Source organism: Sphingopyxis sp. JAI128, from assembly GCF_014207235.1.
GTDB lineage: Bacteria > Pseudomonadota > Alphaproteobacteria > Sphingomonadales > Sphingomonadaceae > Sphingopyxis.
Map to the genome: position 1 here is coordinate 668,996 of NZ_JACHDA010000001.1, position 21,724 is coordinate 690,719.

Consider the following 21,724-nt stretch of genomic DNA (forward strand, 5'->3'; position numbering starts at 1 on the left):
GTCAATCGGCCCTGCTTGGAAGATAGCCGCAATTCACGGCAAACATCGCGCCCGCGCTCTCACTCCCGGCGCACAAGAATATCTCGCCATCATCGTGGCAGGACTTCATGCGCCGCGTATCCGAATACAAAAGCCAGTCCGGATCGACGCGCATGGCCTTGCGCGCGTCACTGACGACAACCGCCGCGATACCCTCTGCCCGCAACGCCGATGCCAGCGAAAAAGTGCGCAAATTGTCAGCCCCAATGACTGCGATTTCGGGCCAGTTAACGTTGGGTTTTGCCCTATCGAGCAGGCGCGATGACACCGCATCGCGATACCTGGTGAGGTCCGCCACATACTCCAGCGCGGCCGCGGCTTTGGGCGCTGTCGCCATTATTGGGTGCCCTTGAATTTATCCCAAGCGAGACGAGCGTAGATTTTTACGTCCAGACCATCGCACTTGAGGCAGCGCGAGGCCTCGGGGCGGGCGCGCCAAATTAGCAAATCAGCTTCGGGCGGCTTGTTTGCCACGATGCACTCATAGGTGGACGATGCGGCCGCTTGCATCGCAGCGATCTGCGCTGACTTAGACAGGTCAGCGCACTGTATACGTCGAGCATAAGCGCCTTGAGGCTTGATCGCGCCGTTCACGTAAACAGTGTGAATTTTGCCCTGTTCCGTGGTCGCACCGCCGCTATAGGCAACATAAGGAGCAAGAAGTTCCACCCTGCGCTCAAGGTCGTGGGCGATGGCTTCCAGCGTGCATTCAAGACTTTCCCCATCCCCCGAAGAGAACCAGTCATCGGTCATGTCGAGAATTTCGCGGGAGAATTTCGCCATCATCAATACCCCGTCACGCTGGAGCGGCCGCCTTGCCGCTCGTCCCAATCGTCGTTGTCGTTGTCGGGAATGTTGAGGATGATCGGGCGAGCAACCGCGATCAGTCCGAATGCATCGGCCCCGTGGCTTGACCAGTCATGGTTCGGCCCAAGGCCGACGCCGCGCTCCTCGTCCTGCTTTTCGTGATACCAGCCGATGGCCTCGATACCGGCTTCGCAATACTCAGCGTCGAAATACATCTGCGGGAACAGGCGGCGAGCAGCCTCCACGCGCCGCATGGCAGCACCAGCGCCCTGATTGGGAATAACTATCGTCTCGAAGCCCGCTTCGCGCAGCGCCCCTTCGTACGTCGTCTTGGCGACTTTCTCATGAGCCGCTCCGTCATGGGGAAGGACGCAATGAGCCTTTTCGTAACCGCTCTCGCGCAGCCAGTTGACATGCGTGGCTAGAGGTTGACCCTTCGCCTCGTAATAATCGAGAAGCCACACTGCCTCCCCGATGAACTGCACGATCCAGATAGATGTAGCGTCCGCCTTCGCGCCGGTTCCGCCGATGTCCCACACGGCCCACAGGGTCATCAGCGGATCGGGGTCTAGCTGTCCAATGCGGCCCCGCTCTTTCGCGACGTTCAGTTGGGCTGCATAATAGGCGCCCTCTGCGAAGGTGATAAAATCACCCTCCCATATGTGCTGATACTGGTCGGGGCGCTCAACCTGGTCCTTGAGACGCACGCGGTTGAGAATGTCGGGGAACCACGGATTATCCCTCCAGTTCATCTCCACGATCTTGACGCGCGGATCGTCGTTGTCGTTGCAGGCCGGATGGAAGCGCTTGTTTGTCGCGGACTTCTTGCGTTCCGGGTTCCATGTTATCCACAGCTCGCTATCCTCTTCGCGCAGCGTCGGGATGAGTTTGACCCACGCCTCCTCAGTGACCGGCTCTGCCTCTTCGACCCAAGCCAACAGGATGCGGGACTTCGATTTGATGCTGTTCAGGTTGCGGGCAAGGCCGACAAACGAATAGGAGATGCGCCCGCTCTTTGTGCGGATATAGGTTTCACCGATATCGAAATGCTCGGCTAACCAAGGCTCATCCCGGATCGCGGCCTTGATCTCTTCGAGCGATGAATCCGCGAGGCTGTTCATGAACTGGCGAGCGCAGAGGATGATCCCCTCTCGGCCTGCCACGTCCCACATATGGGCGCGAACCGCTGTCATCTTGGCGAAGGTGCGCGTCTTTGCAGAACCACGCCCGCCATGCGAGCCCCGCACGTCCGCTTCACCTTCGAACACAGGGACGAGCTTTGCGGGTATCTTGATCTGCGCGACCGTCATTCGGGGGTGACCCCGACAAGCTCGATCTTGCTGACCGTATGATTCAGGTGCCCGCTGTGTTCGTGCTCGATCTTGTCGCCGTATTTCTTGGGGCGGAGTTTGCCCGCCATCCATTTCCGTGTTTCGATGCGCAGCTTCGTGCGCTGGATATGCTCGGGGTCCGCCGCCCCTTCGATGACGTCCTTGCTGGCGTCGTCGGCAATATCGAGCATCTCGTCGAAAAGCGTGTCGGCTTGGGCTTCACGCGCGCAAGTGTATTGGTCGCGAAATTCTTCATGAGCGGCCAGCCAGCGGAACACGGTTCCCTTGTCTGGCATGTTGTCATCGCGGCATATGGAGCGCAGGCTGTTACCGTCGGCAAGGCGCTCGCAAATCTCGGCGGCGATGTCTTTGCTGTAATCCGATGGCCGTCCCGCAGGCATTTACCGAGCGCTCCTGACTAATAGCTCGGCAGTCCATGTACAGCATGTCAGGGGGCTTCATAACGGGGGATTAAATCACGCCCAGAGAATTGGGGGCTCGCGATCCGGATAGCGCTTTATGAAGCGCTCACGACTGCGCTGGCGCTTCCAACGTTCTTTCGGCGTCATTGCGGGGGCATAAGCGACATGCCAAAATATCGTCGCATAGCGCGGGGTCCCATAGTCTTCGATCATATAGCGCCCAGCTTCTGCAAGTCCGCCATGGCGGGAGGATCACGATCAGGATAACGCCTTATGTAACGTATAATATGATTCAGGAGCTTCCATCTCTGTTTAGGGGTCAGGGGGGCAACGAAGCCAACATATAGATAAACGGCTGCCTGAGATTTTTTCAAAATGCTCATATCACCCCGATCTTTTGCAAGTCCGCCACGATCCTACGCGCTTCCCGATAGTCATACAAGCCGCAGCGGCGGGCGAGGCGAGCAAGTGAGATGCGTTCGCCGTCCTGCGCAGCGTCGATATACTCCTCAAGCACCTGCCGGCGCCTGTGCGTCATCTGTCCAGAGGGGCGGCCTCTTGCCATTACCGCCACCCCCATCCTTTGCTACGCTTCCCGTCGTGGCCGATTACGCTCCACAAGTGAAACGCTCCCCATGTCAGATGCCACCCTTCAAACGCGCCGGTCGATAGCTTCCCGCGTGTGATGTGTGGTCTCCACCACCACCATTTCCAGAATGAAATTCGGTTGCGGTGAAACAGCCAAAGCGCGCGGAACCCTCTTGCCATTATGGCAACCCCTTCCCGTTCCATGACGGAGATATATTGACCGTGTAAATGAGATGATCTTGGTGAATGACACAGGACCCGCGACCTCCAGACATGAAATATCTTCGGCAATGAGCAACTGCATCAGGGATAGATTCGTGCCGATGCTCCTCTTCGTCTATGACGAGGCCAATCGGGCCGCGAGATTGCTTGCCGTCCATGTGGACGGTAAAGCTTTTCGTGACCGTGACGCGCGGCGCGAACAAATCGCCCAGACGTTGCCAGATTGAATTGGTCATGCGAGCACCCCCGCGCTGATACCAGCAAGCCCGCACAAGACGATGAATGCAGCCAGCAAATATCGCGGTCGGCTATAATTCGCCTCTGCGCCGAAGGCGTCATAGACAGCAACGCCGCCAAGAGCTAAGCAGCCTCCGAAAATCAGGAACCCCAAGCTCATCCCTCGCCCCTTCCCGTCCATCGCGAGCTGTCGAAAACAGCCTCGAACTCCGTAACCATCGCGTGCACGTGGTTTGTGATCCGAACCTCACGAGCAGTGCACCCGGCGCGATCTGCAACTAGCGACGAAACGGAGCGGAGATACCGTTCAGGGCTTATCCCCGAAGCGCAGATTTCCGCCGCTGTCGCATAGTCCCGGTATTTGCTGCGAAAGAACATTATCCCTCCCCCTTTCCAGCGTTGATCATGGCGCGGTAGATGTCGGATGCGTCGTCGCGCCAATCGTCCTCTCGTGCCGCTTGCATGGACTCGCCCCCGGAAGTGCGCATCGCCTCGGTTGGCTCCAGCGGCACAATCGCATAGCCAGCATCGTGAAGGGCGCGCTGGACGGCGGCCGCCTTCTTGAGTGTGGACGAATGCGGGGCCAGCCCTTTGCCGACCATAGCCCGCGCGATGATCTCGACGATGTTGGTCATGCCTTGGTTTCCATGCACACGACGTCATCGGTCTTGACGCGCCAAAATTCCTTCGGCTGGCCGCCCTGCGGGTTGCCGCGATAGAAGATCATCCAGCAGTCGCTAAAGGCGTAGCTGTCGGCGTCGATTTGGCGCTGGTCTTGCCCGATGCGCATTTCGAGCCGGAACCGATGCTTGTACTGCTTGTCGCTCATCCCTTTGGTCTCCCGTTATTGATTGCGGTCACGACGCCCGCCAGTGCGTCACATCGAACGGCTCCCCGCGATCGGTCCACACAAGCTGTTTCGGTTGGTATTCCCATTTGCTCTCGCTTCCTTCTCGCCACAGCACTTTGACCTTTTCGGCAGTGGGAGGTGTCCAGTTGGTTTCCTGCCAGTCAGTCGGCATGGCCGGGGTGGCGGGTCAGCGCGCGCGTTGCCTGTCCGATGATCGCTTGCGCCTGTGGCGACGGAAGCGCCTTCGCCCGTCCATTGCCCGGCAGGCGGCGTTCCAGCGGCTTGCCAAGGCGCCAGGTATTCGATGCTTCCATGTATTTGATGACGTGCGGGACGATCTGCCCATGGTGCGTGCAGCGTTGGCGGGCATCGGATAGCCCAGCTTCCACCGAAATGCGGAGATACCCCGACAATTCTGACGCGGCCACCGCAAGCCATTCGGCCGCCGCGTCCTCGGTCATCGAAACCGGGCGGACCAGTGCCAGACAGGCCGCCAGCTGGGGGATCAAGCCCTCAGCCGCAGCCCATTCGCGAGAGGGCGAGCTGGGCTGCGTCTCTCGTTGATCCGCCGCGGGAAGGTTGTTTCGATTGTCCATTTCCAAATCCCTTGAAACGCTTGCTGTTGTGGACCCATGTTGACCAGCTATCGTGCCAATCCTTGCTCACCGTGCCCTTGGCCCGATGGTGCGAAGCGAAATGCTCCGCCTGCTCGTCGAGCACGCCGGGAGGCCAGCCATCAACAATCGCCCTCGCCGCTGTCCCGACACCGAACGGCTGGGGTTTCCAATCAGCCGGGATCGTGGCCCCTCGTGCGCGCGGTGTTTGTTTTTCCCGGGTTTGGGTGGGGGGGTTAGAATTTATTTCATTGGGGGGGCGGGAAAGGGGCTGATTTGTGACGTCCTCGGTGTCACACTCTGTCACAGTGACATCGCGTGACACAGCATCGGTTCCGCGGTGTTTCCGTTGGCGCGCGGCGTCCTTGGCGCGTTTCGCAGCAAGGCGCGCGTCGGCTTCTGCCATGTCTGCCTTCACAGCAGCGGCGAGCATCTCCACTGTCGCGCCAGCAGCGACCAGAGCATCTATAACGGCTGGCGAGAGACTCATATAGCCTCGCTATCGAGCTGGTCGCGAACAACGCGCTCGACGTAATCAGAGTAATCGAACCACTCGCCCTGGACACGATACTCGCTCAGAACGTCGTGCAGTTCCGCTTCTTGTGCCATTCGTCCGAAAACGAAGCCGAGCATCTTGATCGGGAATGGGCAGCCAGTCTGAAGATTCTTGAGCCGCTTGCGCGGATCGTATTTCGAGAACCCGATTTTCAGGTAAACCGGTTGGTTGGCGCCGATATAAGCGAAGTAGACGAATCCTTCCGCGGGACCGTAAACATTCTCATAGCGCGATATGTCGCCGTAGGAATTTACGCCTAACTCGACGCCCTTCACAAAGTTCTCTGCCAGCATGGCATCGGTCCAGATGACTGCCTCGCTCATTCGACCTCCACGATGACAGCGCCGCCCTTGATGGGGTCGCGGAAATGGTATTCAGGGCGAAGCATCCGGTCGTTGATTCCGAGCGCGTCAGCCATGCCGTCACGGCCCGACTTGAACGAGCTGATCATGTTGTCGTCGTCGCGGTGACGGCGGTCGGGCGGGTGGAATATGATCTTCACCGGCAGTGGGCAGTCAGGCGACGGGCGCCAGTGGCGTGCGGTCGCGAGATAGCCCTTGGTAAGCATGTAGCAGTTGAGGCGATAGGTTTGCTTGGGCGACAGCTTACGCGCCCAATGCGAGCGGTTATTGGGCGACAGGATTGCGGGAGGCCATGGCAACTCTATCACCCCGCCCTCCGCAGTGCGTAGGACACGCTCGAATGGTCGCGGTTAAAGGTGCGGGCTATCGACGAAAGCGAGCGCCCCTTGTCCCTCAGCGCCTTCATGGCGCGCCAGCGAACGATGCACACAGCGCGATGCTTGGCAGGGCCGATCAGGTCGGCAGCCGTCATGCTGTGGACGCGAGCGATATGGGCGACAAGCTCCCGGTCGGTTATCGCGATGTAAGGTGGCGGGGTGTACCAGGTGGGGATCATCGGCAGTTCCGCCACGCATAGCCAATCACCGAATTGCGGCTGCGGCCGAGCTTCTTTGCGATGCGTGAAAAGCGATAACCCTGCGCGAGATAGTCCTTGAGCTGCATGATCTCGTATTCGGACCATCGGCGTTGGACGCGCTCTTTCGGCACGGCGGCGGGGACCAGTGGCTTCAAGGGGCGGCGCGCCTCGCTCTGGTGATTGCGGACGATCATTGCGCCTGCCACCCCATCGAGCGGACAATCTTGCGCCAACGGCCCTTCACGGAATCGGACGTGCGGCCCATTGCCTTGGCTATCGTGCGATGCCCCTTACCTTCCGACATCATCTCTGCGAGCGTGTCGTCTTCATCCTTTGTCCAAGGGCGTTCTTCCATGACGGGTTCTCCCCAATGTTGTTCGATTGCGTCGATCCCGCGCGGCGTGATCTGGACCATGTTGCGGGCGCCCTGCGGACAGGGGCGGACACGCTCAGCCAGACCGGCATCGACAAGCGCCTTGACGCGCGGACGGGCCGCGACGAGCGACTTGAGCCATTGAGGGCGCTCGTACAGTCGACCCAAAATGATGGCGTCGATATGGTTCACCGCTGCAACCTCTCTACAAGGTCGTCGCGTCCCATCTGGACAAGGCGCCAGTGCTTGCGGGATAAAAACCGGCCGTCCGACGCGCGCGGATTAACCGGGGCACGCCGGAAGCGCAGCATGCGGATGCGGAACCATGTGCGGGCGAACCAGCGGGTCATGCTTCGGCCCTCCGGACACAATCGGAAATGGCGCGGCCCAGCGCATACTCAGGCCGGTTGCTGAAATGGAACGTGCCGCGACGAGTGGAGCCGCAGCCGACGTTCTCGAGAACCTCGTAATGGCCCTTGCCGACGCGGCAGACCCAGAACTTCCCGTTCTCGTGAATGATGCGGTCTTTCGCGCTCATGCTGCGCGGCCCATATGCCCATCGACTATATCGAGGATGGAGAGCTGCTCGATCTTGGGACGCTTGACGCGGGGGCGGGCGTGGCGATAGCGAACTACAGCATTGGCGTTGAGCAGCGGGCCATCGGCAAGCGCCTTGAGGCGGTCGGGGTGCGCCAGTTTGCGAAAGATGGTATCGCGAATCTCGACGAGCCGCTTTCGGGTCAGTGGGCCGCCCCGCAGATAGTCCCATGTCGCGCTCAATGTCGCGCCGCCAAGCAGATGCTCTTCCGCGCTCACCTCAAGGCGGGCCAATTCTTCCGCGCGTTCCTTGTCAGCCTTTCTTGCCATATGGTCCTCCATGGTCACGCACTTCCGCTTCCACGAGCGCCAGAGGCAGGCCGTAGGATTGGCTGAGCGTTTCGGGGTTGATGGTGCCGCCTTGGTCGAGACGAGCGCGGAGAGCGGCTAGCTTCGCGGTCGTGATTTTGTCGGGCGCGCTCACTGGTCGCCCTCCAGCACAGCGATGATGCGCCGCGACTTCACGGATTGCTGGTTGCTGGCGATGTCCTTGAGACGGTCGATGCGGGCGCGAGTGGCGTTCAATGCATCGGTGACGCGGGTGTGGGCGAGGACGGCGTCTCCCCAGCGGCCATGAAGCATAGTCTCCACGCGCCAGACCGCCCATCCGAGCGAAGCGATAAACAAGCCTCCGCAGATGGCTACCATGGTTGGCTCGGTCATTTTTGATTGCCTTTCCATATGGTTACGAAAGAAAGTAAATAAGAATTAACGAATTGCGGGGCGTTAACCCCGTTATGGGACGCTAAGATTTGGCTGGTTGCGAAGGTGCGAATTGCTCGCCAGATGCGGCGGCATGGAAAAACTCGAACGGAAGGCTGACACCCCCGCCGATCATCACGACACGGCTAGAGCGGGCCGACACAGTGGACGTATCGACCCGCTCCGCCAGCGCGGAGACTGTGGGGACGCGCTGGGAATGGATTTCGTGCTTTACGGGCGCCCGGCTCATTTGCCCGACCCCTTGAACTCGGCGTCAGTGCAGCCGCAGAGGTATTTCCCGCAGCGAGCGCAAACCGGCATCCGGTCCAAATGACCGATGCGGATATTCACCGAGACACCGCCTACCTGTTGGCTGGCGAGCAAGTGACCCCCGCGCGGTTGCTCCCCCGCGTTCATGGCTATGCTGCCGTGGATTGGGGCTGCGAAAGCCACGACTGCATCGGCACCCCGCCGCCGGTTTTGGCTTCGATCTCGGCCGCGACCTCCAGCGTCGGTTTGACGACGCCTCGGCGCAGGCGGTTGACCAAAGTGCGGTCTTTTCCGATCATCGCCGCGAACTCCGCGTCGCTGACCCTCTCTCGTTCCATATAGGATTGAAGCGGCGTGCTCATGGCTGCATCATGTGCATCTAATGCACATTCGTCAAGCGAAATATGTGCATTCTATGCGCACGACAACGTTGTGCACCTGTCGCACTATTGGGGCATGGATGTCCGATGGTTCAAAGACAGGAAGGCTGACCGCAAAGTCACCGATCAAAACCTTGCTGACGCAATGGGTATCGAGCGTTCGGTGGTGAACAAGGTTGTCAATGGCAAGGTCATGCTCGACGCCTATAAGGCGGACAAGGTTGCCGAGCTTTTGGGTGCGACACCAGAAGAGGTATTATATCGCGCTGGCGTCCCGATCTCTAAGCCAGGATCGCGCTGGCGCCCGTCAGAAGAGACGGTCAGGTTGGTTTTGGAAACCGGATTGCGCCCCTTGACGGCAGCCGACGTTCCGCCAGACGATTTTCAATTACTTGTCCGTGCCGTAACGAAAGGGCTGCAACTCGTCGCAACTCAGCCATCCATGGAAGATGATCCGGGCTTTCGGAAGGCGGTCGAGCTGACCATTGCGAACGCAATTGACGATTATACGCTTTCGCCCGCGCAATCAGCATAAGGCACTCGGGATCGCATTGCGCGCAGTTTCTGGAACAAGTAAGCATAGCCCCTCCCCTAATTTGGTCCCCTGTGGGAAGGCTAGGCGGCCTAAGTTAAAATATGTTAGACCTGAATTTATTTGGGGTAAGGAGGGGCAATGAAACGACTGGGTATCTTGTTCGCCGCGGCACTGGTGGCTACTCCAGCATTCGCCAAGACCAAATACGAACCGCTCGAAACTCGCGAGCCCATCATATTGCAAGGTGATGGCGGGACGCGCACCTCAAAGCATGGCATCGACTACTGGACTACTGGTTCGCCGCCTCGTCGCCATCAGGTTCTAGGCGTCATAAAGGACAACCGGGACAACCATTGGTTGAGCGGTGACGCGGTCGGGTCGCGGAAGATCGCCAAGCTCGTACAGGAGGCTGGCGGTGATGGGGTCATCATCCTGAATCGCGATAGCAAGCAAACCGGAACCGTGAGCGGGGGGCAAGTCAACTCGAACACGAACGCAACGGGCTCCTGTTTCGGGTATTACTGCTCCGCTAGCGCCAACGGACAGGCTTATGGGTCCGGCTGGTCAGCAGCCGTCGTGGAAACGACCACCTCAATGGTGGTCGTGAAATATCTACCGGACTGATTCGGCAGACGAAAAAATAATGTGCACATGATGCACTTTTCATGTTGACAGCTATGTGCATCTAATGCACTATCCCCTCAGACAGCCGCACGACGCGGCCATGGGGAAGAACATGATCGACGCAGATTTCTTTACGACCGTTCTCGACGAGAACCGTGAGTCCGTTCGTGCTGCCGTGCGCGACGCCCTCCTTGATGGCGTCAAGCGGCAGTTTCAGTGGGAAGTCCCCGAGGCCGTCCGCAAGGAAGTTGCCGACTTCATCGCAACCGAAGTCATCCCCGACCTTCGCGCCGAACTGGTCAAGAACAAGGCTGCGTTTATCGACGCCGCGACCGAACTGGCGAAGGCCGCTCCCATTGAACTCGCGAAAGCCATGCAAGCGCGCATGGCGGAAAATCTCGCGAACTCGTGGAAGCTGAAAAAGGTCGTCGAGGAGCTGGTCGCATGACCGCTCACCGTCCCATCACCAACGAAGCAACGCCGGGGCCGTGGACCGTTTGCGACGACGACGAGTTCGACGGCTGCCCGTTCATCCCCATCGAGACGGACAAACCCGTCGGTCCTGAGTTGCAGCTTATCTGCGAAGTGCGCGGCAGTTCGCCGGACCTGCTCATTACTGACAATGACCGCGCCAACGCCCGCCTGATAGCGGCGGCTCCTGATTATCACGCCGCAGCATTGAAGCTGATCAAGGCGGCCGACGAGGGCGACGCCGATCTATCGATGGAAGGCTACGATGATCTGCGCGCTGCCATCACCAAAGCAACGGGAGGGGCACAGTGAACGCCATCCTAAACCACAACGCCAATATGCGCGCGTTCAAGGCTGACCAGCTTGCCGGTCTCTCGAAAGGCGTTGCCCATAGCGGCATCGCTGGCCCTGACGGCTGCATCCTCTGCGGTAACACCGTGGTTGTCCGCGGTTACGACTGCTGGGCTTGCGAAAGCGCCTTTGACGCACCTGTGGACGATACCACCGCGCTTGCTGTGATGCTGGCGGAAGCATTGGAGGCTGTGTCGTGAACGCCTCACACATGCGCCGTATTGCCGATCCGTGGCAGCCAACATTCCATCGCGAATATGAGCGCGCGGGCTTTGTCATCAACGCATGGCGGGGCAACGCCGCCCATGGACGCACTGGATACTTCTCGCTCTTTCGGGAGCGAAAGGAACCGCACGGTCTTATCCCGATCATTCAAGCCGGGACGCGACAAGCCGTTCGCAACGCTCTGCGCTCCGCTCGTCAGGAGCAACGCAAGTGACCGCCCTGTCCCCCGACCTGATCGCCTTTCTCAAGGCTTGGTATGAATGGGCGACCAATGGAGCGCCGCAGTTCGAGCCGTTCAACCGCGGATACGGCCTGTGCGGAAACGCTGCCATCTACGGGGATCGTCGCCTTGTTAGCGAGGTCGTCCACCTGTTCCCCAATCGCTACCCTTTTGGCAGCGGAGATTATCATAATCGATTTGCGCGGCAATCCCAGCACGAATGCCCCAAACGCCTCGCATGGGTCCGTGAACGGCTGATCGAAGCCGGGGAGATGGTCGCATGACCGGCCTCTCATCCGTTCGTCAGTTCACCCGCTGCATTGCCAGCGTCATGGACGACGCCCCGCTGGCTGACCGCTGGGACGTTCCAGAGATCATCACACGCCGCTGCATCCCTGTGGACAGCGACAGGATCGCTTCGATGACCGCCGATGAGTGGGATGCGCTCATGGCGGAGAAATATGGGGAGGATGACCGTGCTTAGGTTCTTCGCCGCCATTCTGTTCGGGGTTGCGATTTTTGGTGACAACACTGAAACGGAATGGCTCGCGCTTTCCGTCGCAGGATGGCTTTGCCTTGTCGGCAGCGCAATTGTCGATGCGATCAAGGAGGCGTCGGCATGACCCACATCCACACCCGCCACGCTCGCCTAATCTACCGCGACGCACAAGAGGCATTCAATGTAGCCAGCCTCAGCGATGCCCTGCCCGAGATGCAAATCCTTTCCTTCGCCGAGCATGTCCAGGCGGACCCGGAACCCGACGCGCGGGCTGTCACCTTCTTCTTTCGCTGCGCCCTGCTGGCTTCCGTCGTTGCTTCCGTGGCGATCTCTCATCACATTTTCTGGAGTGCCAAACTATGACTGCCGTTCAAAAAGTCGAGGCGGCCGAAACCGCCGTCGCCAACTACTCTGCCAGCCTTATGGACGTGATAGCTCAGGCGGCGCGCGATCCGAGCGTTGACATCGACAAGATGGAGCGCCTGATTGCCATGCAAGAGCGTGTCCAAGGTCGCGATGCACAGACGCAATACTACTCTGCGCTGGCAGAAATGCAACCAAATCTGCCAATTATCGACGAGCGCGGCGGCATCAAGGGGCGCGACGGCACGATCCAATCGACCTATGCGCTTTGGGAGGACGTGAACGAGGCGATCCGCCCGACGCTGGCCGAGCATGGATTCTCGCTCAGCTTCCGCGTGTCACGCGCCGATGGTGAGATCATCGTGACTGGCATTCTTGCGCACCGCAGCGGGCATCGGGAGGAAACCACCCTTTCCCTCCCAACCGACACCAGCGGTAGCAAGAACGCCGTGCAGGCTGTCGGATCATCCACGAGCTACGGCAAGCGTTACACGGCCTTCGCCTTGCTGAACATTACCACAACTGGCGAGGACGATGACGGCAACAAGGCCGGGATGAAAAAGATTGTCCACGAGACCGCCCGCGATGCCCCGTTCCCGCAGGGTCCGGCGCGCAACAAGACTGACCTGAAAACCAAGGCCAAGGTGCTTTGGCAGGACGTTGAGGCCAGCGGCGACATGGACACGCTGGACATCGTTCTCAACGACAATTCGGCGCTTATCGAACAGCTCAAAACCGTTCTGCCTTCGTGGTGGCACGGCGGCAAGGACGAGGGCGGCATGGCCTTTGAGGGACTTGGCCAAATCGTCCGGCGCATGAAGCGCGACTTTTCTCAGGGAGTGAATTGATGGCGGGCAGTTTTAATCAGGTGACGCTGGTCGGCAATCTGGGCGCCGATCCCGAAATCAAGTCGTTCCAGAACGGCGGCCAGATTGCCAATCTGCGGATCGCCACGTCCGAAAGCTGGAAAGACCGTCAGACCGGCGAGCGCAAGGAGCGCACCGAGTGGCATAACGTGGTCATCAACGGCGATGGGCTGATTGGGGTAGTCGAACGCTATGTCTGCAAGGGCAGCAAGGTGCTCATCCAGGGCTCGCTCCGCACCCGTAAATGGCAGGACCAGAGCGGCAATGACCGCTACTCAACCGAGATTGTCGTCGCTGGCCATGACGGCAAGCTGACGATGCTGGACACCTCGCCTGGCGGCGGGTCCGACACTCGCCACCGCAACCAGAACGGGCAGGGCACTGACTGGTCACCGCCTGCTGACGACATCGATTCAGATGGGCCGCCCTTCTAATGCGCGTCGATATTCGCCCCCGCGTCACCAAAGCCCCGCGCCCCGCTTGGAAAGTCGCTGACAGTTTCCGCCAGTGGCTTCGTGGCCGCCCTTGCGCCTGTCAGGGAGGTCATATGGATTGCGGCGGACGCATGGAGTCCGCTCACGTCGATTATGCCGCCAAGGGGACGCGAGACGCCAAGGGGACGGCATCCAAGGTCGCGGATCGCTGGTGCATCCCGCTTTCCGAAACCTGCCACGCCCTACAGCATCGCAAGGGGTGGCCGTGGTTCGAGCAGCATATTCTCGGCGGGCAAGGACGCGCTGAGATGATGGCCGCTGAATACTGGCGCCTCTGGCCGGGGCGCGTGGCTTGGGAGAACAAGCATGGCTGACCGCGCCCCGCTCTACTTTGAGACGCACCTGGGTATGCTTCGACCCGCCAACCGCGCGGCAGAGGAAGCCATGCGCGAGATCAACGGCACCGTCAAAGCCGTGCTGACTGGCGGCAAGGCGAACCAGCGGCGGCGGTCGCTCTATTGGGTGCTGGTGTCCATCGTGACGCCGATCCTGAACGACATGCACAACATGACGCTGACCGACGACGACCTGCACGACATCATGCGGGACAAGCTGGGGATGTTCGACGAGGTGAGGCTGCCGTCTGGCGAGGTTCACCGCAAGCGCCACAGCACCAGCAACCGCGCGATGAACGAGGCCGACCGCGCCGACTATCTGAACAACTGCATTTCGATCTGGTCGAAGTGGACCGGGATCGAACCGACCACGCTCACTGCCGAAGGGCAGCGGGCCGCATAGTTATCAACCGCCACCGTGCAGGCACATAACGCCCGCGAGCGTCGCACGATATGCCCCCAATTTGGCGCTCGCGGGGAGGGATTAGAGAGATGGACGACGGAATCCGCGAGCGTCACGGTTTGACGACCGGCAACCAAGGTATCGTCATCACGGAAACCGAGCGCCACGTTTGCCTTGAAGGACATGCTGGCGACCGCAACCTCACCGAATGGCAGGCCCGCTACCTCGCGGCGAAAATGTATCGACTTGCCCGCCGTATTCGAGCGCGCCGGGAAGCCTACGAACAATCCAAGGAGCAACCCGCATGACCCGCCTCTTAAAAGCCCTCGGCCTCATGACAGTCAGGGAGCATGAGCGGATCGTGCGCGGGTTGGAAAGTCAACTTGTGCTTCGCGAGGATGCTTTCGAGGCTATCGAAGCAGATCGTGACCGGCTCTCCGCCAAATACAAGAAGGCCATCACCGACCGTGATGCGGCGAGGGAGGAGGTGAGCCGCCTGACGCTGCTTGCGAACTCGCTCGACGCTGAACGCAACGAACAAGCGGCTCTGATCGAAAGTTACCGCCCCGACGCCGAAGCCATGCGCCACAAGAGGCAGATGGATAGAGAGCGTAGGAAGGGGGTGGCGCGATGATGTCCCGCAACTGGACCGCCATAGAGCGGCTACCCGAGATCCCCGGCGTCGTGAAGATGACCGGCAACGGATATTGGCTGGACGGGGTGTTCTACCCGACAAGGGACGGAAGCCCGAAGGGCCAAGACCGGAACGGGCTTGGTTCACGACGGCCCGGCCCCGAAGGGGTGGCGCCAAGGCTGATTGCCAGATTCGTGAAGGAAGCAAAGAGACAGTGCGAACGCTGGGGAGGCCGACATGACCGATAAGGTGACGCAAGCTGATGCGGTGGCGTTTCTCGACCACGCATTCCGCAACATCGAACTGCCAGAGATGTTTCCCGGTGATATAGCCGATGTCGCGGCGGGCCTTGATGTGTTCCTCGCCCGCACCAACACCAATGCCGAACTGGTAGAGGCGTTGCGGGAGGCTGTGGCCGTGCTTGAGCGTCTACCATACGGCGACTGGCCAGGCAAAACGTATAGTAGCAAGACTGTGGCTGCGAATGCATTGATCCGCCGCGCCCGCAAAGCCCTATCCCTTTATTCTGATAGGGGGGCGGGATGAACGCGATCACACTCAACATCGACGTTGGCGAGCTGGCGAGCGCCCTTGCCGACCATCTTGTCCAACGCGGGCTTGTCGTGCCACAACAGGCCGAACCGGAAGCGCCCGACGAACTGTGGAGCGCCGCGCAGGTTCGGGAGCATCTCGGCATTAGTCAGACGACATTCTATCAGCGCCGCGCGACACCGGGCTTTCCGAGCGTCGTTGATCGACCAGGTCAGCCCCGATGGCGAGCGAGCGAGATACGCGCCTGGGCCATCGGCAAGTGACCTTACAGCTGCCCTGCAACGTCGGCCGCGCTTCGCGAATCCAGCCCCATAATTGTAGCGTTCCGAAGGGAATTGAGGTAAAGCGAAAGGGCGCAATGTTGGAGCATCGCGCCCCTTCTAATCGCAAAGCTAAAGGAAGTAGCTTTATGACTGACCATGGCAATATTCCCGTCGATATGCTTCGTCAATTGCTCCGATATGAGCCGGAGACGGGCAAGCTGTATTGGATTGAAAGGCCGCCAGAACTTTTCAAATCAGATAGCCATGCTAAAGGCTGGAATTCCCGCTTTGCTGGACAACAGGCGTTTACGCAGTCTGCTTCTGGCGGGTATCGCGCTGGGGCCATCTGGGGTCGCAAGTATCTTGCTCACCGCGTGATTTGGGCAGTCCACCATGGGCATTGGCCCCTGCAAACCATTGACCACATCAACGGCGTCCGGTTCGATAACCGAATAACCAATCTGCGCGATGTCCCTCATCGTGAGAACATGCGCAATCTCTCGCTGTCACCAGCTAATTCCAGCGGGTTTGCGGGGGTTATGCAAAGCAAGCGCGATGGGCGGTGGTTCGCCTACATATACGTGAATGGAAAGCGGATACATTTGGGCATGTATGGCAGTAGAGACGAGGCCGTGGCGGCAAGGCTCTCGGCCAATTCTCAATACGGCTTTAGGACCGCTCGTGGCTCTTCGATCTAAGCTGATCGGCAACTTCGGCGGCGCTCCTGTGGAAGTATCGCATCAACATGCGAATATCACGGTGTCCGGTCATGCGAGCAAGGTCGAGAACGTCGATCTTGAGTGCCAGCCGCGAGATGGCCTCATGCCGCGTGTCGTGAAAATGCAGCCCCGTCACCATCGCCTTGTCGCGGTATTTGCGGAACAGGGCATCCAGAGAGGCGGCGGTGATGTCGAACAATGGGCCGTCGGTTTCGGGAAGGCGCGCCAGCAATTGAAGCGCCCTCGGAGACAGCGGAACATCTCTGCCGTAACCGTTCTTCGTCATGTCGAGCCGCGCAACGCTGCCGGACACGTCGCGGCTGGTCAGCCCGCATATCTCGCCAGCGCGCATGGCCGTCTCGATAGCAAACAGGAACGCCACCGCCACCCGCTGCGGCTTCGTCACAGCCTTGTGCGTGCCCGCAGGATCGAAACCGCAGGCATGGCATATGGCGGCAATCTCGCCTTCGCTAATACGCCTTTCGCGCGGCGGGGAGTCTTTGGGCCGCTGGACACCGGAACAGGGGTTGGCAGTCAGCCAGTGCCATTCCTTCACCGCGCGGGTGAAAACGCTCACCATCAAATTCATGTCGCGGGCAACCGACGCGGGGCTGACGGCTTCCAGGCGGCGGTCGCGCCAAGCCGCGATATCGGGGGCGGCAATGCTGGCCAGAGAGACGCCAGCGATCGGATCGCGCATGAACGCCCGCATTCTGGCAGTCTCGTTGCGCACCCCGCGCTTTGTCGGCGTCACCTCCTCAAGGTAGCGATCAAGCATGTCGCGCACCGTGCGGACGCCGGGTCCGGTCGTGTCATATTCGCCACGCTCGTGCCTTGCCGTAATATCGGCTTCGGTGACGACCGCCCACTGAGCCGCAGCGCGCTTCGTGTCGAAGGACTTGCCCTTGCGCACTCCGAGTCGGTACACCTCGACATGCCACTTTTTCCCGCGTTGCCGGATGCTGGCCACCGAATCCCCCGCTGCCGTAATCGTGTCGGAGGGCTTGCCGTAAATGTCGGTGCGCGTTTCCGCAAGGTTTATGCAATGTTCTGCGATTGTTTCGCTTGCATTACGGCAGGAAATATGGCAATAATCGGCGGAAAGGCTAAGGATATGCACCGAAACCTAGTTTTTTATGGTGCCCCTGGCCGGACTCGAACCAGCACTCCTTGCGGAACTCGATTTTGAGTCGAGCGCGTCTACCAATTTCACCACAGGGGCCCAAGACAGCTTGGCGCGCCGGAAAGCGCGGCGCTTCCCCTAGGGCGAAGCGCCATATCTTGCCAAGCTATTTCTTCAACTCTTTCGCCAACGTTTTCGCGGTCGTCTTGCCATAGGGCGGCTTGAAGCCCGCCAATCCGGCAACGTCGAGTTTCGGCTGGCGATAAAGGGCGCGCGCATGGCTGAACGTGCGGAATCCGTCGATGCCGTGGTAATTTCCCATGCCCGACGGCCCGACCCCGCCGAAGGGCAAGTCCTCCATTGCATTGTGGAACAGCACGTCGTTGACCGTGACGCCGCCCGAAATGGTGCGCGTCAGCACGCGCTCCTCCTCGCTCTTGTCCTGCCCGAAATAATAGAGGCCGAGCGGGCGGTCGTTCGCGTTCACATAGTCGATCGCATCGTCGATGCTCCTGTAAGTCTTGACCGGCAGGATAGGGCCGAAGATTTCCTCCTGCATCACCTTCATGTCGTCGGTCGGGTTGCGCACGATGTGGAGCGGCATCTTGTGCCCGTTGGCGCTTGCGAAATCTTCGTTCCCCGGATTGACCTCGATCACGTCGGCACCCTTGTCGCGCGCGTCGGCAAGGTAGGATTGGAGCCGGTCGTAGTTCCGCCCGTTGACGACCGATGTATAATCGTCGTTCGCGAGCAGGGTCGGATAGAGCGCCGCCGCGCCCTTGGTCACGCTGTCGATCACCTCGCCCTCCTGATCCTCGGCGACGAGCAGGTAATCGGGCGCGAGGCAGATCTGCCCGGCGTTCATCATCTTGCCGAGCGCGACGCGTTGGCCGACGAGATCCTTGTTCGCGCTGCGTCCGATAAAGGTCGGCGACTTGCCGCCGAGTTCGAGCGTGACGGGGACCAGATTGTCGGCGGCGGCGCGCATGATATGCCGACCCACGCTCGTCGCACCCGTGAAGATCATATGGTCGAAGGCGAGCTTGGAAAAAGCAATCCCGACCTCGGCATCGCCGGTGAACATCGCCATTTCGCTCTCGTCGAAATAATCTGGGACCAGCCGCGCCATCAGCGCCGACACATGTTCGGTGAATTCGCTGGGCTTCACCATCGCGCGGTTGCCCGCCGCAAGGATGCCCGCCATCGGCACGAATACCATGCCAACCGGGAAATTCCACGGCGCGACAACGCCGACGACGCCCTTCGGTTGATAGACGACCTCGGCCTTGGCACCGAGCAGCCCAAGCGGAAAAGTGGGCCTCCGCTTCTCACCCTTCGCCCAGCTCGCCATATGTTTCTTAGCATGCTTGAGCGCGCTGACCGAGGGCATGATGTCGGTCATCAGCGTCTGTTCGCGGCTGCGATGGCCGAAATCCTCACTCACCGCCTTGGCAAAATCCTCGGCATTATCGACGAGCAGCGCGATCGCGCGGTCGATGCGGTCAGTGCGGACGGCGAGGCTTTCGGGCATCGCAGCGGTGAAGCTCGCCTTTTGTGCAGCCAGCACTTCGTGCATGCGCGCCGTTTCGCCGGCTAGATCCTGCTTGATCGCGGTGGCCATGACCCGTCTCCCCTAATGCTTAGCGGCGGTGTTTGATCATGTCGCAAGGCCGGTTGCAAGTTGAAACGCTCTCCCCATCTTTGCCCGACCCCTTTCGCAATTGCAGCAAAGCCGCTAATCGGGCCGCCGACCAGTTTTCCCTTACGGAGTCTCTCGCCATGACCGCCACCGATCCCGTCGTCTTCCTCTCCTATGCGCGCACCCCGATGGGCAGCATGCAGGGCAGCCTGTCGGACGCGAGCGCGACCGACCTCGGCGCGACGGCAGTCAAGGCGGCGGTCGAGCGCGCGGGCGTCGCGGGCGACGACATCGAGCGCATCTATATGGGCTGCGTCCTTCCCGCCGGGCTGGGCCAGGCGCCGGCGCGGCAAGCGGCGATCAAGGCCGGCCTGCCCAAGTCGGTGCAGGCGACGACGGTGAACAAGGTCTGCGGTTCGGGCATGCAGACGGTGATCATGGGCGCCGAAGCGCTCGCCGCGGGCAGCGTCGACCTGATCGTCGCGGGCGGCATGGAGTCGATGACCAACGCGCCTTACCTGCTCAAGAAGCATCGTTCGGGCGCGCGGATCGGCCACGACACGGCGTACGACCATATGTTCCTCGACGGGCTGGAGGACGCCTATGACGCGGGCCGCGCGATGGGCACCTTCGCGCAGGATACCGCCGATGCCTATCAGCTCAGTCGTCAGTCGATGGACGATTATACCCTCGAATCGCTCAGCCGCGCCAAGGCGGCGATCACCGACGGCGCTTTCGCCGCCGAAATCGCGCCGGTGACGATCGCGGGCCGCAAGGGCGATGTCGTCGTCGACACCGACGAGGCGCCAAGTAAGGCGATGCCCGACAAGATTCCGACGCTGCGCCCCGCCTTTGCCAAGGACGGCACGATTACGGCCGCGACCAGCAGCTCGATTTCCGACGGCGCCGCGGCAGTCGTGCTGACGCGCCAGTCGGTCGCCGAAGCGAGGGGCGCAAAGCCCGTCGCGCGGCTCGTCGCGCATGCCGCGCACGCGCAGGAGCCCAAGGACTTCACCGTCGCCCCCGTCGGCGCGATCAACAAGCTGCTCGCCAAGACCGGCTGGTCGATCGGCGACGTCGACCTGTTCGAAGTCAATGAAGCCTTTGCCTGCGTCGCGATGTTCGCGATGCACGACCTCGGCATCCCGCACGAAAAGATCAACGTCCACGGGGGCGCGACCGCGCTCGGCCACCCGATCGGCGCGAGCGGCACGCGGATCATCACGACGCTGATCGCCGCGCTGCAACGTCATGGCAAGACGCGGGGCATCGCGAGCCTGTGCATCGGCGGCGGCGAAGCCACCGCGGTCGCCATCGAACTGGCCTGATTTCTTCTCCCGCGAAGGTTCCGGGGCGTCGTCGCAAGACGGCGCCCTTTCGTCGTTCCGCCGCGACAATTTGCGACACTAATGGCCTGAAAATAAACGGCGCATTCCGCATCCGTTCAAATCGAATCGCCTATCCCGTCATCCGTCATCGGGCAGATCCCCCCTCCCCCCTGACGGATTGAAAGGAATGGCATAATGAAGAAGATCAAATTTCTCACCGCCGGCCTGATCGCCGCGATGATGGTTCCGGCCGTCGCGCAGGCACAGACCCGCGATATCCGCGAAGACCGCCGGGACGTTCGCGAGGAACGCCGCGAATATCGCGACGCCGTGCGCTACGGAGACCGTAGCGACGTTCGCGAAGAGCGCCGCGAGTATCGCGACGCCAAGCGTGACCTGCGCGACAGCAAGCGCGACTGGCGCCGCGACACGCGCTACCAGAATTATCGGGCGCCCTTCCGCTACCAGCAGTTCCGCGTCGGCGCGACGCTCCGTTCGAACTATTATACCCCGGCCTATCGTCCGGCCTGGGACAGCCGCTGGGGCGTTCCGCGGGCGGGTCGCAACCTGACCTATGTCCGCCACTATAACGACCTGTTGCTCGTCAATATGCGAAGCGGCAAGGTCGTGCGGGTTTACCGCAACCACTTCCGGTGGCGCTAACCGTTCAAGACAGGGAGGGCCGGACGAGCGATCGTCCGGCCCTTTTATTGCGGTGGTGGATGACGGCTTCGGGATAGCGCAGGAAGCCGAAATTGCCGCCTTCGGTTATGGAGGGTCGATTCCGTAATCCGGTTGGCCGGGCGGCGGCGCGGTTATTTCAAAGGTCAGGAAAAGTCAGCCTTGTGCAGCCGCCATTTGTCGCGCTCTGCTGACATGCCGCGCCCCGTTCGTGCGCGCATCCATAAACCCGGAAACGCGCGCTTTTGCCTACATAGAGAAAGAGCCACGATGAAGGCTGGCACAGCCGGATAATGTAGGACAGCGTTTTTTTGCCTCGCGGAGAGCGGACGTGGGGTGGATTCCAGACATTCGTCATCGCGAACTTGATCCAGGCCCCACAGCGGCGCTGGCGGTTATGGACCCCGGATCAAGTCGGGGGTGACAAGCAAAGAAACGTCCTCCCCCTGACTTCGCCACAGGGAGGACATTA

The 21,724-nt window shown here is 60.6% G+C and carries 42 protein-coding genes and 1 tRNA gene; 22 read left to right on the forward strand and 21 right to left on the reverse strand.

Going from position 1 to position 21,724, the window contains the following annotated elements:
- Window position 1: 1 nt before the first annotated feature.
- Genes HDC35_RS03320 through HDC35_RS03330 form a run of 4 tightly spaced genes read right to left on the reverse strand, consistent with a single transcriptional unit; the run spans window position 2 to window position 2,578 of the window.
- A complete protein-coding gene (locus tag HDC35_RS03320) occupies window positions 2-376 on the reverse strand; it encodes a hypothetical protein (protein WP_184643593.1) in 375 nt (124 codons plus the stop codon).
- Window positions 376-825, reverse strand: coding sequence for a hypothetical protein (locus tag HDC35_RS19495; RefSeq protein ID WP_221438072.1), 450 nt, complete (start codon window positions 823-825; stop codon window positions 376-378). The genes HDC35_RS03320 and HDC35_RS19495 overlap by 1 nt, the downstream gene beginning before the upstream one ends.
- Window positions 825-2,156: a PBSX family phage terminase large subunit gene (locus tag HDC35_RS03325; RefSeq protein ID WP_221438073.1), complete on the reverse strand. Its 1,332-nt coding sequence runs from the start codon at window positions 2,154-2,156 to the stop codon at window positions 825-827. Before HDC35_RS03325 ends, HDC35_RS19495 begins: the two co-directional genes overlap by 1 nt.
- Window positions 2,153-2,578 (reverse strand): terminase small subunit protein, encoded by a 426-nt coding sequence (locus tag HDC35_RS03330; RefSeq protein WP_184643595.1) that lies wholly within the window; start codon window positions 2,576-2,578, stop codon window positions 2,153-2,155. The genes HDC35_RS03325 and HDC35_RS03330 overlap by 4 nt, the downstream gene beginning before the upstream one ends.
- Window positions 2,579-3,504: 926 nt before the next feature.
- Here HDC35_RS03330 and HDC35_RS19545 point away from each other — a divergent pair.
- A complete protein-coding gene (locus HDC35_RS19545) occupies window positions 3,505-3,636 on the forward strand; it encodes a hypothetical protein (protein ID WP_260397470.1) in 132 nt (43 codons plus the stop codon).
- Window positions 3,637-4,023: 387 nt separating this feature from the next.
- Here HDC35_RS19545 and HDC35_RS03335 read toward each other — a convergent pair whose 3' ends face one another.
- The 14 genes from HDC35_RS03335 to HDC35_RS03400 all read right to left on the reverse strand — a co-directional run bounded on the left by HDC35_RS03335 (window position 4,024) and on the right by HDC35_RS03400 (window position 8,909).
- Complete coding sequence (locus HDC35_RS03335; RefSeq protein ID WP_184643597.1) at window positions 4,024-4,281, reverse strand: hypothetical protein; 258 nt, start codon at window positions 4,279-4,281, stop codon at window positions 4,024-4,026.
- A complete protein-coding gene (locus HDC35_RS03340) occupies window positions 4,278-4,475 on the reverse strand; it encodes a hypothetical protein (RefSeq protein ID WP_184643599.1) in 198 nt (65 codons plus the stop codon). Before HDC35_RS03340 ends, HDC35_RS03335 begins: the two co-directional genes overlap by 4 nt.
- Window positions 4,476-4,657: 182 nt before the next feature.
- The gene (locus HDC35_RS03345; RefSeq protein WP_184643601.1) at window positions 4,658-5,005 is read right to left on the reverse strand and encodes a hypothetical protein; all 348 of its coding nucleotides are present in this window, start codon (window positions 5,003-5,005) and stop codon (window positions 4,658-4,660) included.
- Window positions 5,006-5,009: 4 nt separating this feature from the next.
- The gene (locus HDC35_RS03350; RefSeq protein ID WP_184643603.1) at window positions 5,010-5,600 is read right to left on the reverse strand and encodes a hypothetical protein; all 591 of its coding nucleotides are present in this window, start codon (window positions 5,598-5,600) and stop codon (window positions 5,010-5,012) included.
- On the reverse strand, window positions 5,597-5,989 hold the full coding sequence (locus tag HDC35_RS03355) for a GIY-YIG nuclease family protein (RefSeq protein ID WP_184643605.1): 393 nt from the start codon (window positions 5,987-5,989) through the stop codon (window positions 5,597-5,599). The genes HDC35_RS03350 and HDC35_RS03355 overlap by 4 nt, the downstream gene beginning before the upstream one ends.
- On the reverse strand, window positions 5,986-6,327 hold the full coding sequence (locus HDC35_RS03360) for an endodeoxyribonuclease RusA (protein ID WP_184643607.1): 342 nt from the start codon (window positions 6,325-6,327) through the stop codon (window positions 5,986-5,988). Before HDC35_RS03360 ends, HDC35_RS03355 begins: the two co-directional genes overlap by 4 nt.
- 5 nt (window positions 6,328-6,332) lie before the next feature.
- On the reverse strand, window positions 6,333-6,584 hold the full coding sequence (locus HDC35_RS03365; RefSeq protein WP_184643609.1) for a helix-turn-helix domain-containing protein: 252 nt from the start codon (window positions 6,582-6,584) through the stop codon (window positions 6,333-6,335).
- Window positions 6,581-6,799 (reverse strand): hypothetical protein, encoded by a 219-nt coding sequence (locus tag HDC35_RS03370; RefSeq protein ID WP_184643611.1) that lies wholly within the window; start codon window positions 6,797-6,799, stop codon window positions 6,581-6,583. The genes HDC35_RS03365 and HDC35_RS03370 overlap by 4 nt, the downstream gene beginning before the upstream one ends.
- The gene (locus HDC35_RS19800; protein ID WP_184643613.1) at window positions 6,796-7,170 is read right to left on the reverse strand and encodes a Myb-like DNA-binding domain-containing protein; all 375 of its coding nucleotides are present in this window, start codon (window positions 7,168-7,170) and stop codon (window positions 6,796-6,798) included. The genes HDC35_RS03370 and HDC35_RS19800 overlap by 4 nt, the downstream gene beginning before the upstream one ends.
- Entirely contained in the window at window positions 7,167-7,328 is a 162-nt protein-coding gene (locus HDC35_RS03380; protein ID WP_184643615.1) for a hypothetical protein, read from the reverse strand. Before HDC35_RS03380 ends, HDC35_RS19800 begins: the two co-directional genes overlap by 4 nt.
- Window positions 7,325-7,516 carry a hypothetical protein gene (locus HDC35_RS03385; RefSeq protein WP_184643617.1) on the reverse strand — a complete coding sequence of 64 codons (192 nt, stop codon included), beginning with the start codon at window positions 7,514-7,516 and terminating at the stop codon, window positions 7,325-7,327. The genes HDC35_RS03380 and HDC35_RS03385 overlap by 4 nt, the downstream gene beginning before the upstream one ends.
- The gene (locus HDC35_RS03390) at window positions 7,513-7,845 is read right to left on the reverse strand and encodes a hypothetical protein (RefSeq protein ID WP_184643619.1); all 333 of its coding nucleotides are present in this window, start codon (window positions 7,843-7,845) and stop codon (window positions 7,513-7,515) included. Before HDC35_RS03390 ends, HDC35_RS03385 begins: the two co-directional genes overlap by 4 nt.
- Before the next feature lie 150 nt (window positions 7,846-7,995).
- Window positions 7,996-8,238: a hypothetical protein gene (locus HDC35_RS03395; RefSeq protein WP_184643621.1), complete on the reverse strand. Its 243-nt coding sequence runs from the start codon at window positions 8,236-8,238 to the stop codon at window positions 7,996-7,998.
- Between the two features lie 458 nt (window positions 8,239-8,696).
- A complete protein-coding gene (locus HDC35_RS03400) occupies window positions 8,697-8,909 on the reverse strand; it encodes a helix-turn-helix transcriptional regulator (RefSeq protein WP_184643623.1) in 213 nt (70 codons plus the stop codon).
- On the opposite strand from HDC35_RS03400, the gene HDC35_RS03405 reads away from it, so the two are divergent.
- The 19 genes from HDC35_RS03405 to HDC35_RS03495 all read left to right on the forward strand — a co-directional run bounded on the left by HDC35_RS03405 (window position 8,908) and on the right by HDC35_RS03495 (window position 16,460).
- Window positions 8,908-9,462 carry a helix-turn-helix domain-containing protein gene (locus tag HDC35_RS03405; RefSeq protein ID WP_184643625.1) on the forward strand — a complete coding sequence of 185 codons (555 nt, stop codon included), beginning with the start codon at window positions 8,908-8,910 and terminating at the stop codon, window positions 9,460-9,462. The two genes, HDC35_RS03400 and HDC35_RS03405, sit on opposite strands and share 2 nt — an antisense overlap.
- 138 nt (window positions 9,463-9,600) lie before the next feature.
- Window positions 9,601-10,086, forward strand: coding sequence for a hypothetical protein (locus HDC35_RS03410; protein ID WP_184643628.1), 486 nt, complete (start codon window positions 9,601-9,603; stop codon window positions 10,084-10,086).
- A 112-nt stretch (window positions 10,087-10,198) separates the two neighbouring features.
- On the forward strand, window positions 10,199-10,534 hold the full coding sequence (locus tag HDC35_RS03415; RefSeq protein WP_184643630.1) for a hypothetical protein: 336 nt from the start codon (window positions 10,199-10,201) through the stop codon (window positions 10,532-10,534).
- The gene (locus tag HDC35_RS03420; protein WP_184643632.1) at window positions 10,531-10,869 is read left to right on the forward strand and encodes a hypothetical protein; all 339 of its coding nucleotides are present in this window, start codon (window positions 10,531-10,533) and stop codon (window positions 10,867-10,869) included. The genes HDC35_RS03415 and HDC35_RS03420 overlap by 4 nt, the downstream gene beginning before the upstream one ends.
- Entirely contained in the window at window positions 10,866-11,108 is a 243-nt protein-coding gene (locus HDC35_RS03425) for a hypothetical protein (RefSeq protein ID WP_184643634.1), read from the forward strand. Before HDC35_RS03420 ends, HDC35_RS03425 begins: the two co-directional genes overlap by 4 nt.
- Window positions 11,105-11,347: a hypothetical protein gene (locus HDC35_RS03430; RefSeq protein WP_184643636.1), complete on the forward strand. Its 243-nt coding sequence runs from the start codon at window positions 11,105-11,107 to the stop codon at window positions 11,345-11,347. The genes HDC35_RS03425 and HDC35_RS03430 overlap by 4 nt, the downstream gene beginning before the upstream one ends.
- The gene (locus tag HDC35_RS03435; protein WP_184643639.1) at window positions 11,344-11,637 is read left to right on the forward strand and encodes a hypothetical protein; all 294 of its coding nucleotides are present in this window, start codon (window positions 11,344-11,346) and stop codon (window positions 11,635-11,637) included. Before HDC35_RS03430 ends, HDC35_RS03435 begins: the two co-directional genes overlap by 4 nt.
- On the forward strand, window positions 11,634-11,837 hold the full coding sequence (locus HDC35_RS03440) for a hypothetical protein (RefSeq protein WP_184643641.1): 204 nt from the start codon (window positions 11,634-11,636) through the stop codon (window positions 11,835-11,837). Before HDC35_RS03435 ends, HDC35_RS03440 begins: the two co-directional genes overlap by 4 nt.
- Window positions 11,815-11,976 carry a hypothetical protein gene (locus HDC35_RS03445; protein WP_184643643.1) on the forward strand — a complete coding sequence of 54 codons (162 nt, stop codon included), beginning with the start codon at window positions 11,815-11,817 and terminating at the stop codon, window positions 11,974-11,976. Before HDC35_RS03440 ends, HDC35_RS03445 begins: the two co-directional genes overlap by 23 nt.
- On the forward strand, window positions 11,973-12,215 hold the full coding sequence (locus HDC35_RS03450) for a hypothetical protein (RefSeq protein WP_184643645.1): 243 nt from the start codon (window positions 11,973-11,975) through the stop codon (window positions 12,213-12,215). The genes HDC35_RS03445 and HDC35_RS03450 overlap by 4 nt, the downstream gene beginning before the upstream one ends.
- A complete protein-coding gene (locus tag HDC35_RS03455; RefSeq protein ID WP_221438074.1) occupies window positions 12,212-13,063 on the forward strand; it encodes an ERF family protein in 852 nt (283 codons plus the stop codon). The genes HDC35_RS03450 and HDC35_RS03455 overlap by 4 nt, the downstream gene beginning before the upstream one ends.
- The gene (gene ssb, locus HDC35_RS03460) at window positions 13,063-13,515 is read left to right on the forward strand and encodes a single-stranded DNA-binding protein (protein ID WP_184643647.1); all 453 of its coding nucleotides are present in this window, start codon (window positions 13,063-13,065) and stop codon (window positions 13,513-13,515) included. The genes HDC35_RS03455 and ssb overlap by 1 nt, the downstream gene beginning before the upstream one ends.
- A gap of 113 nt (window positions 13,516-13,628) precedes the next feature.
- A complete protein-coding gene (locus HDC35_RS03465) occupies window positions 13,629-13,889 on the forward strand; it encodes a hypothetical protein (RefSeq protein WP_184643649.1) in 261 nt (86 codons plus the stop codon).
- A complete protein-coding gene (locus HDC35_RS03470) occupies window positions 13,882-14,313 on the forward strand; it encodes a hypothetical protein (protein ID WP_260397474.1) in 432 nt (143 codons plus the stop codon). The genes HDC35_RS03465 and HDC35_RS03470 overlap by 8 nt, the downstream gene beginning before the upstream one ends.
- Before the next feature lie 89 nt (window positions 14,314-14,402).
- Entirely contained in the window at window positions 14,403-14,621 is a 219-nt protein-coding gene (locus HDC35_RS03475) for a hypothetical protein (RefSeq protein ID WP_184643651.1), read from the forward strand.
- On the forward strand, window positions 14,618-14,947 hold the full coding sequence (locus tag HDC35_RS03480) for a hypothetical protein (protein ID WP_184643653.1): 330 nt from the start codon (window positions 14,618-14,620) through the stop codon (window positions 14,945-14,947). Before HDC35_RS03475 ends, HDC35_RS03480 begins: the two co-directional genes overlap by 4 nt.
- A 237-nt stretch (window positions 14,948-15,184) precedes the next feature.
- Window positions 15,185-15,493 (forward strand): hypothetical protein, encoded by a 309-nt coding sequence (locus HDC35_RS03485; RefSeq protein ID WP_184643655.1) that lies wholly within the window; start codon window positions 15,185-15,187, stop codon window positions 15,491-15,493.
- Complete coding sequence (locus tag HDC35_RS03490) at window positions 15,490-15,762, forward strand: AlpA family transcriptional regulator (RefSeq protein WP_184643657.1); 273 nt, start codon at window positions 15,490-15,492, stop codon at window positions 15,760-15,762. Before HDC35_RS03485 ends, HDC35_RS03490 begins: the two co-directional genes overlap by 4 nt.
- 146 nt (window positions 15,763-15,908) lie before the next feature.
- Complete coding sequence (locus HDC35_RS03495) at window positions 15,909-16,460, forward strand: HNH endonuclease signature motif containing protein (protein WP_184643659.1); 552 nt, start codon at window positions 15,909-15,911, stop codon at window positions 16,458-16,460.
- Here HDC35_RS03495 and HDC35_RS19805 read toward each other — a convergent pair.
- The 3 genes from HDC35_RS19805 to HDC35_RS03510 all read right to left on the reverse strand — a co-directional run bounded on the left by HDC35_RS19805 (window position 16,432) and on the right by HDC35_RS03510 (window position 19,225).
- Complete coding sequence (locus tag HDC35_RS19805) at window positions 16,432-17,601, reverse strand: site-specific integrase (RefSeq protein WP_221438075.1); 1,170 nt, start codon at window positions 17,599-17,601, stop codon at window positions 16,432-16,434. The two genes, HDC35_RS03495 and HDC35_RS19805, sit on opposite strands and share 29 nt — an antisense overlap.
- A 17-nt stretch (window positions 17,602-17,618) precedes the next feature.
- Window positions 17,619-17,703 (reverse strand) — tRNA-Leu (locus HDC35_RS03505).
- 67 nt (window positions 17,704-17,770) lie between these two features.
- Window positions 17,771-19,225, reverse strand: coding sequence for a coniferyl aldehyde dehydrogenase (locus tag HDC35_RS03510; protein WP_184643661.1), 1,455 nt, complete (start codon window positions 19,223-19,225; stop codon window positions 17,771-17,773).
- Window positions 19,226-19,383: 158 nt separating this feature from the next.
- On the opposite strand from HDC35_RS03510, the gene HDC35_RS03515 reads away from it, so the two are divergent.
- Window positions 19,384-20,571 (forward strand): acetyl-CoA C-acyltransferase, encoded by a 1,188-nt coding sequence (locus HDC35_RS03515; protein ID WP_184643663.1) that lies wholly within the window; start codon window positions 19,384-19,386, stop codon window positions 20,569-20,571.
- 195 nt (window positions 20,572-20,766) lie between these two features.
- Window positions 20,767-21,234: a hypothetical protein gene (locus HDC35_RS03520; RefSeq protein ID WP_184643665.1), complete on the forward strand. Its 468-nt coding sequence runs from the start codon at window positions 20,767-20,769 to the stop codon at window positions 21,232-21,234.
- Window positions 21,235-21,724: the final 490 nt, after the last annotated feature.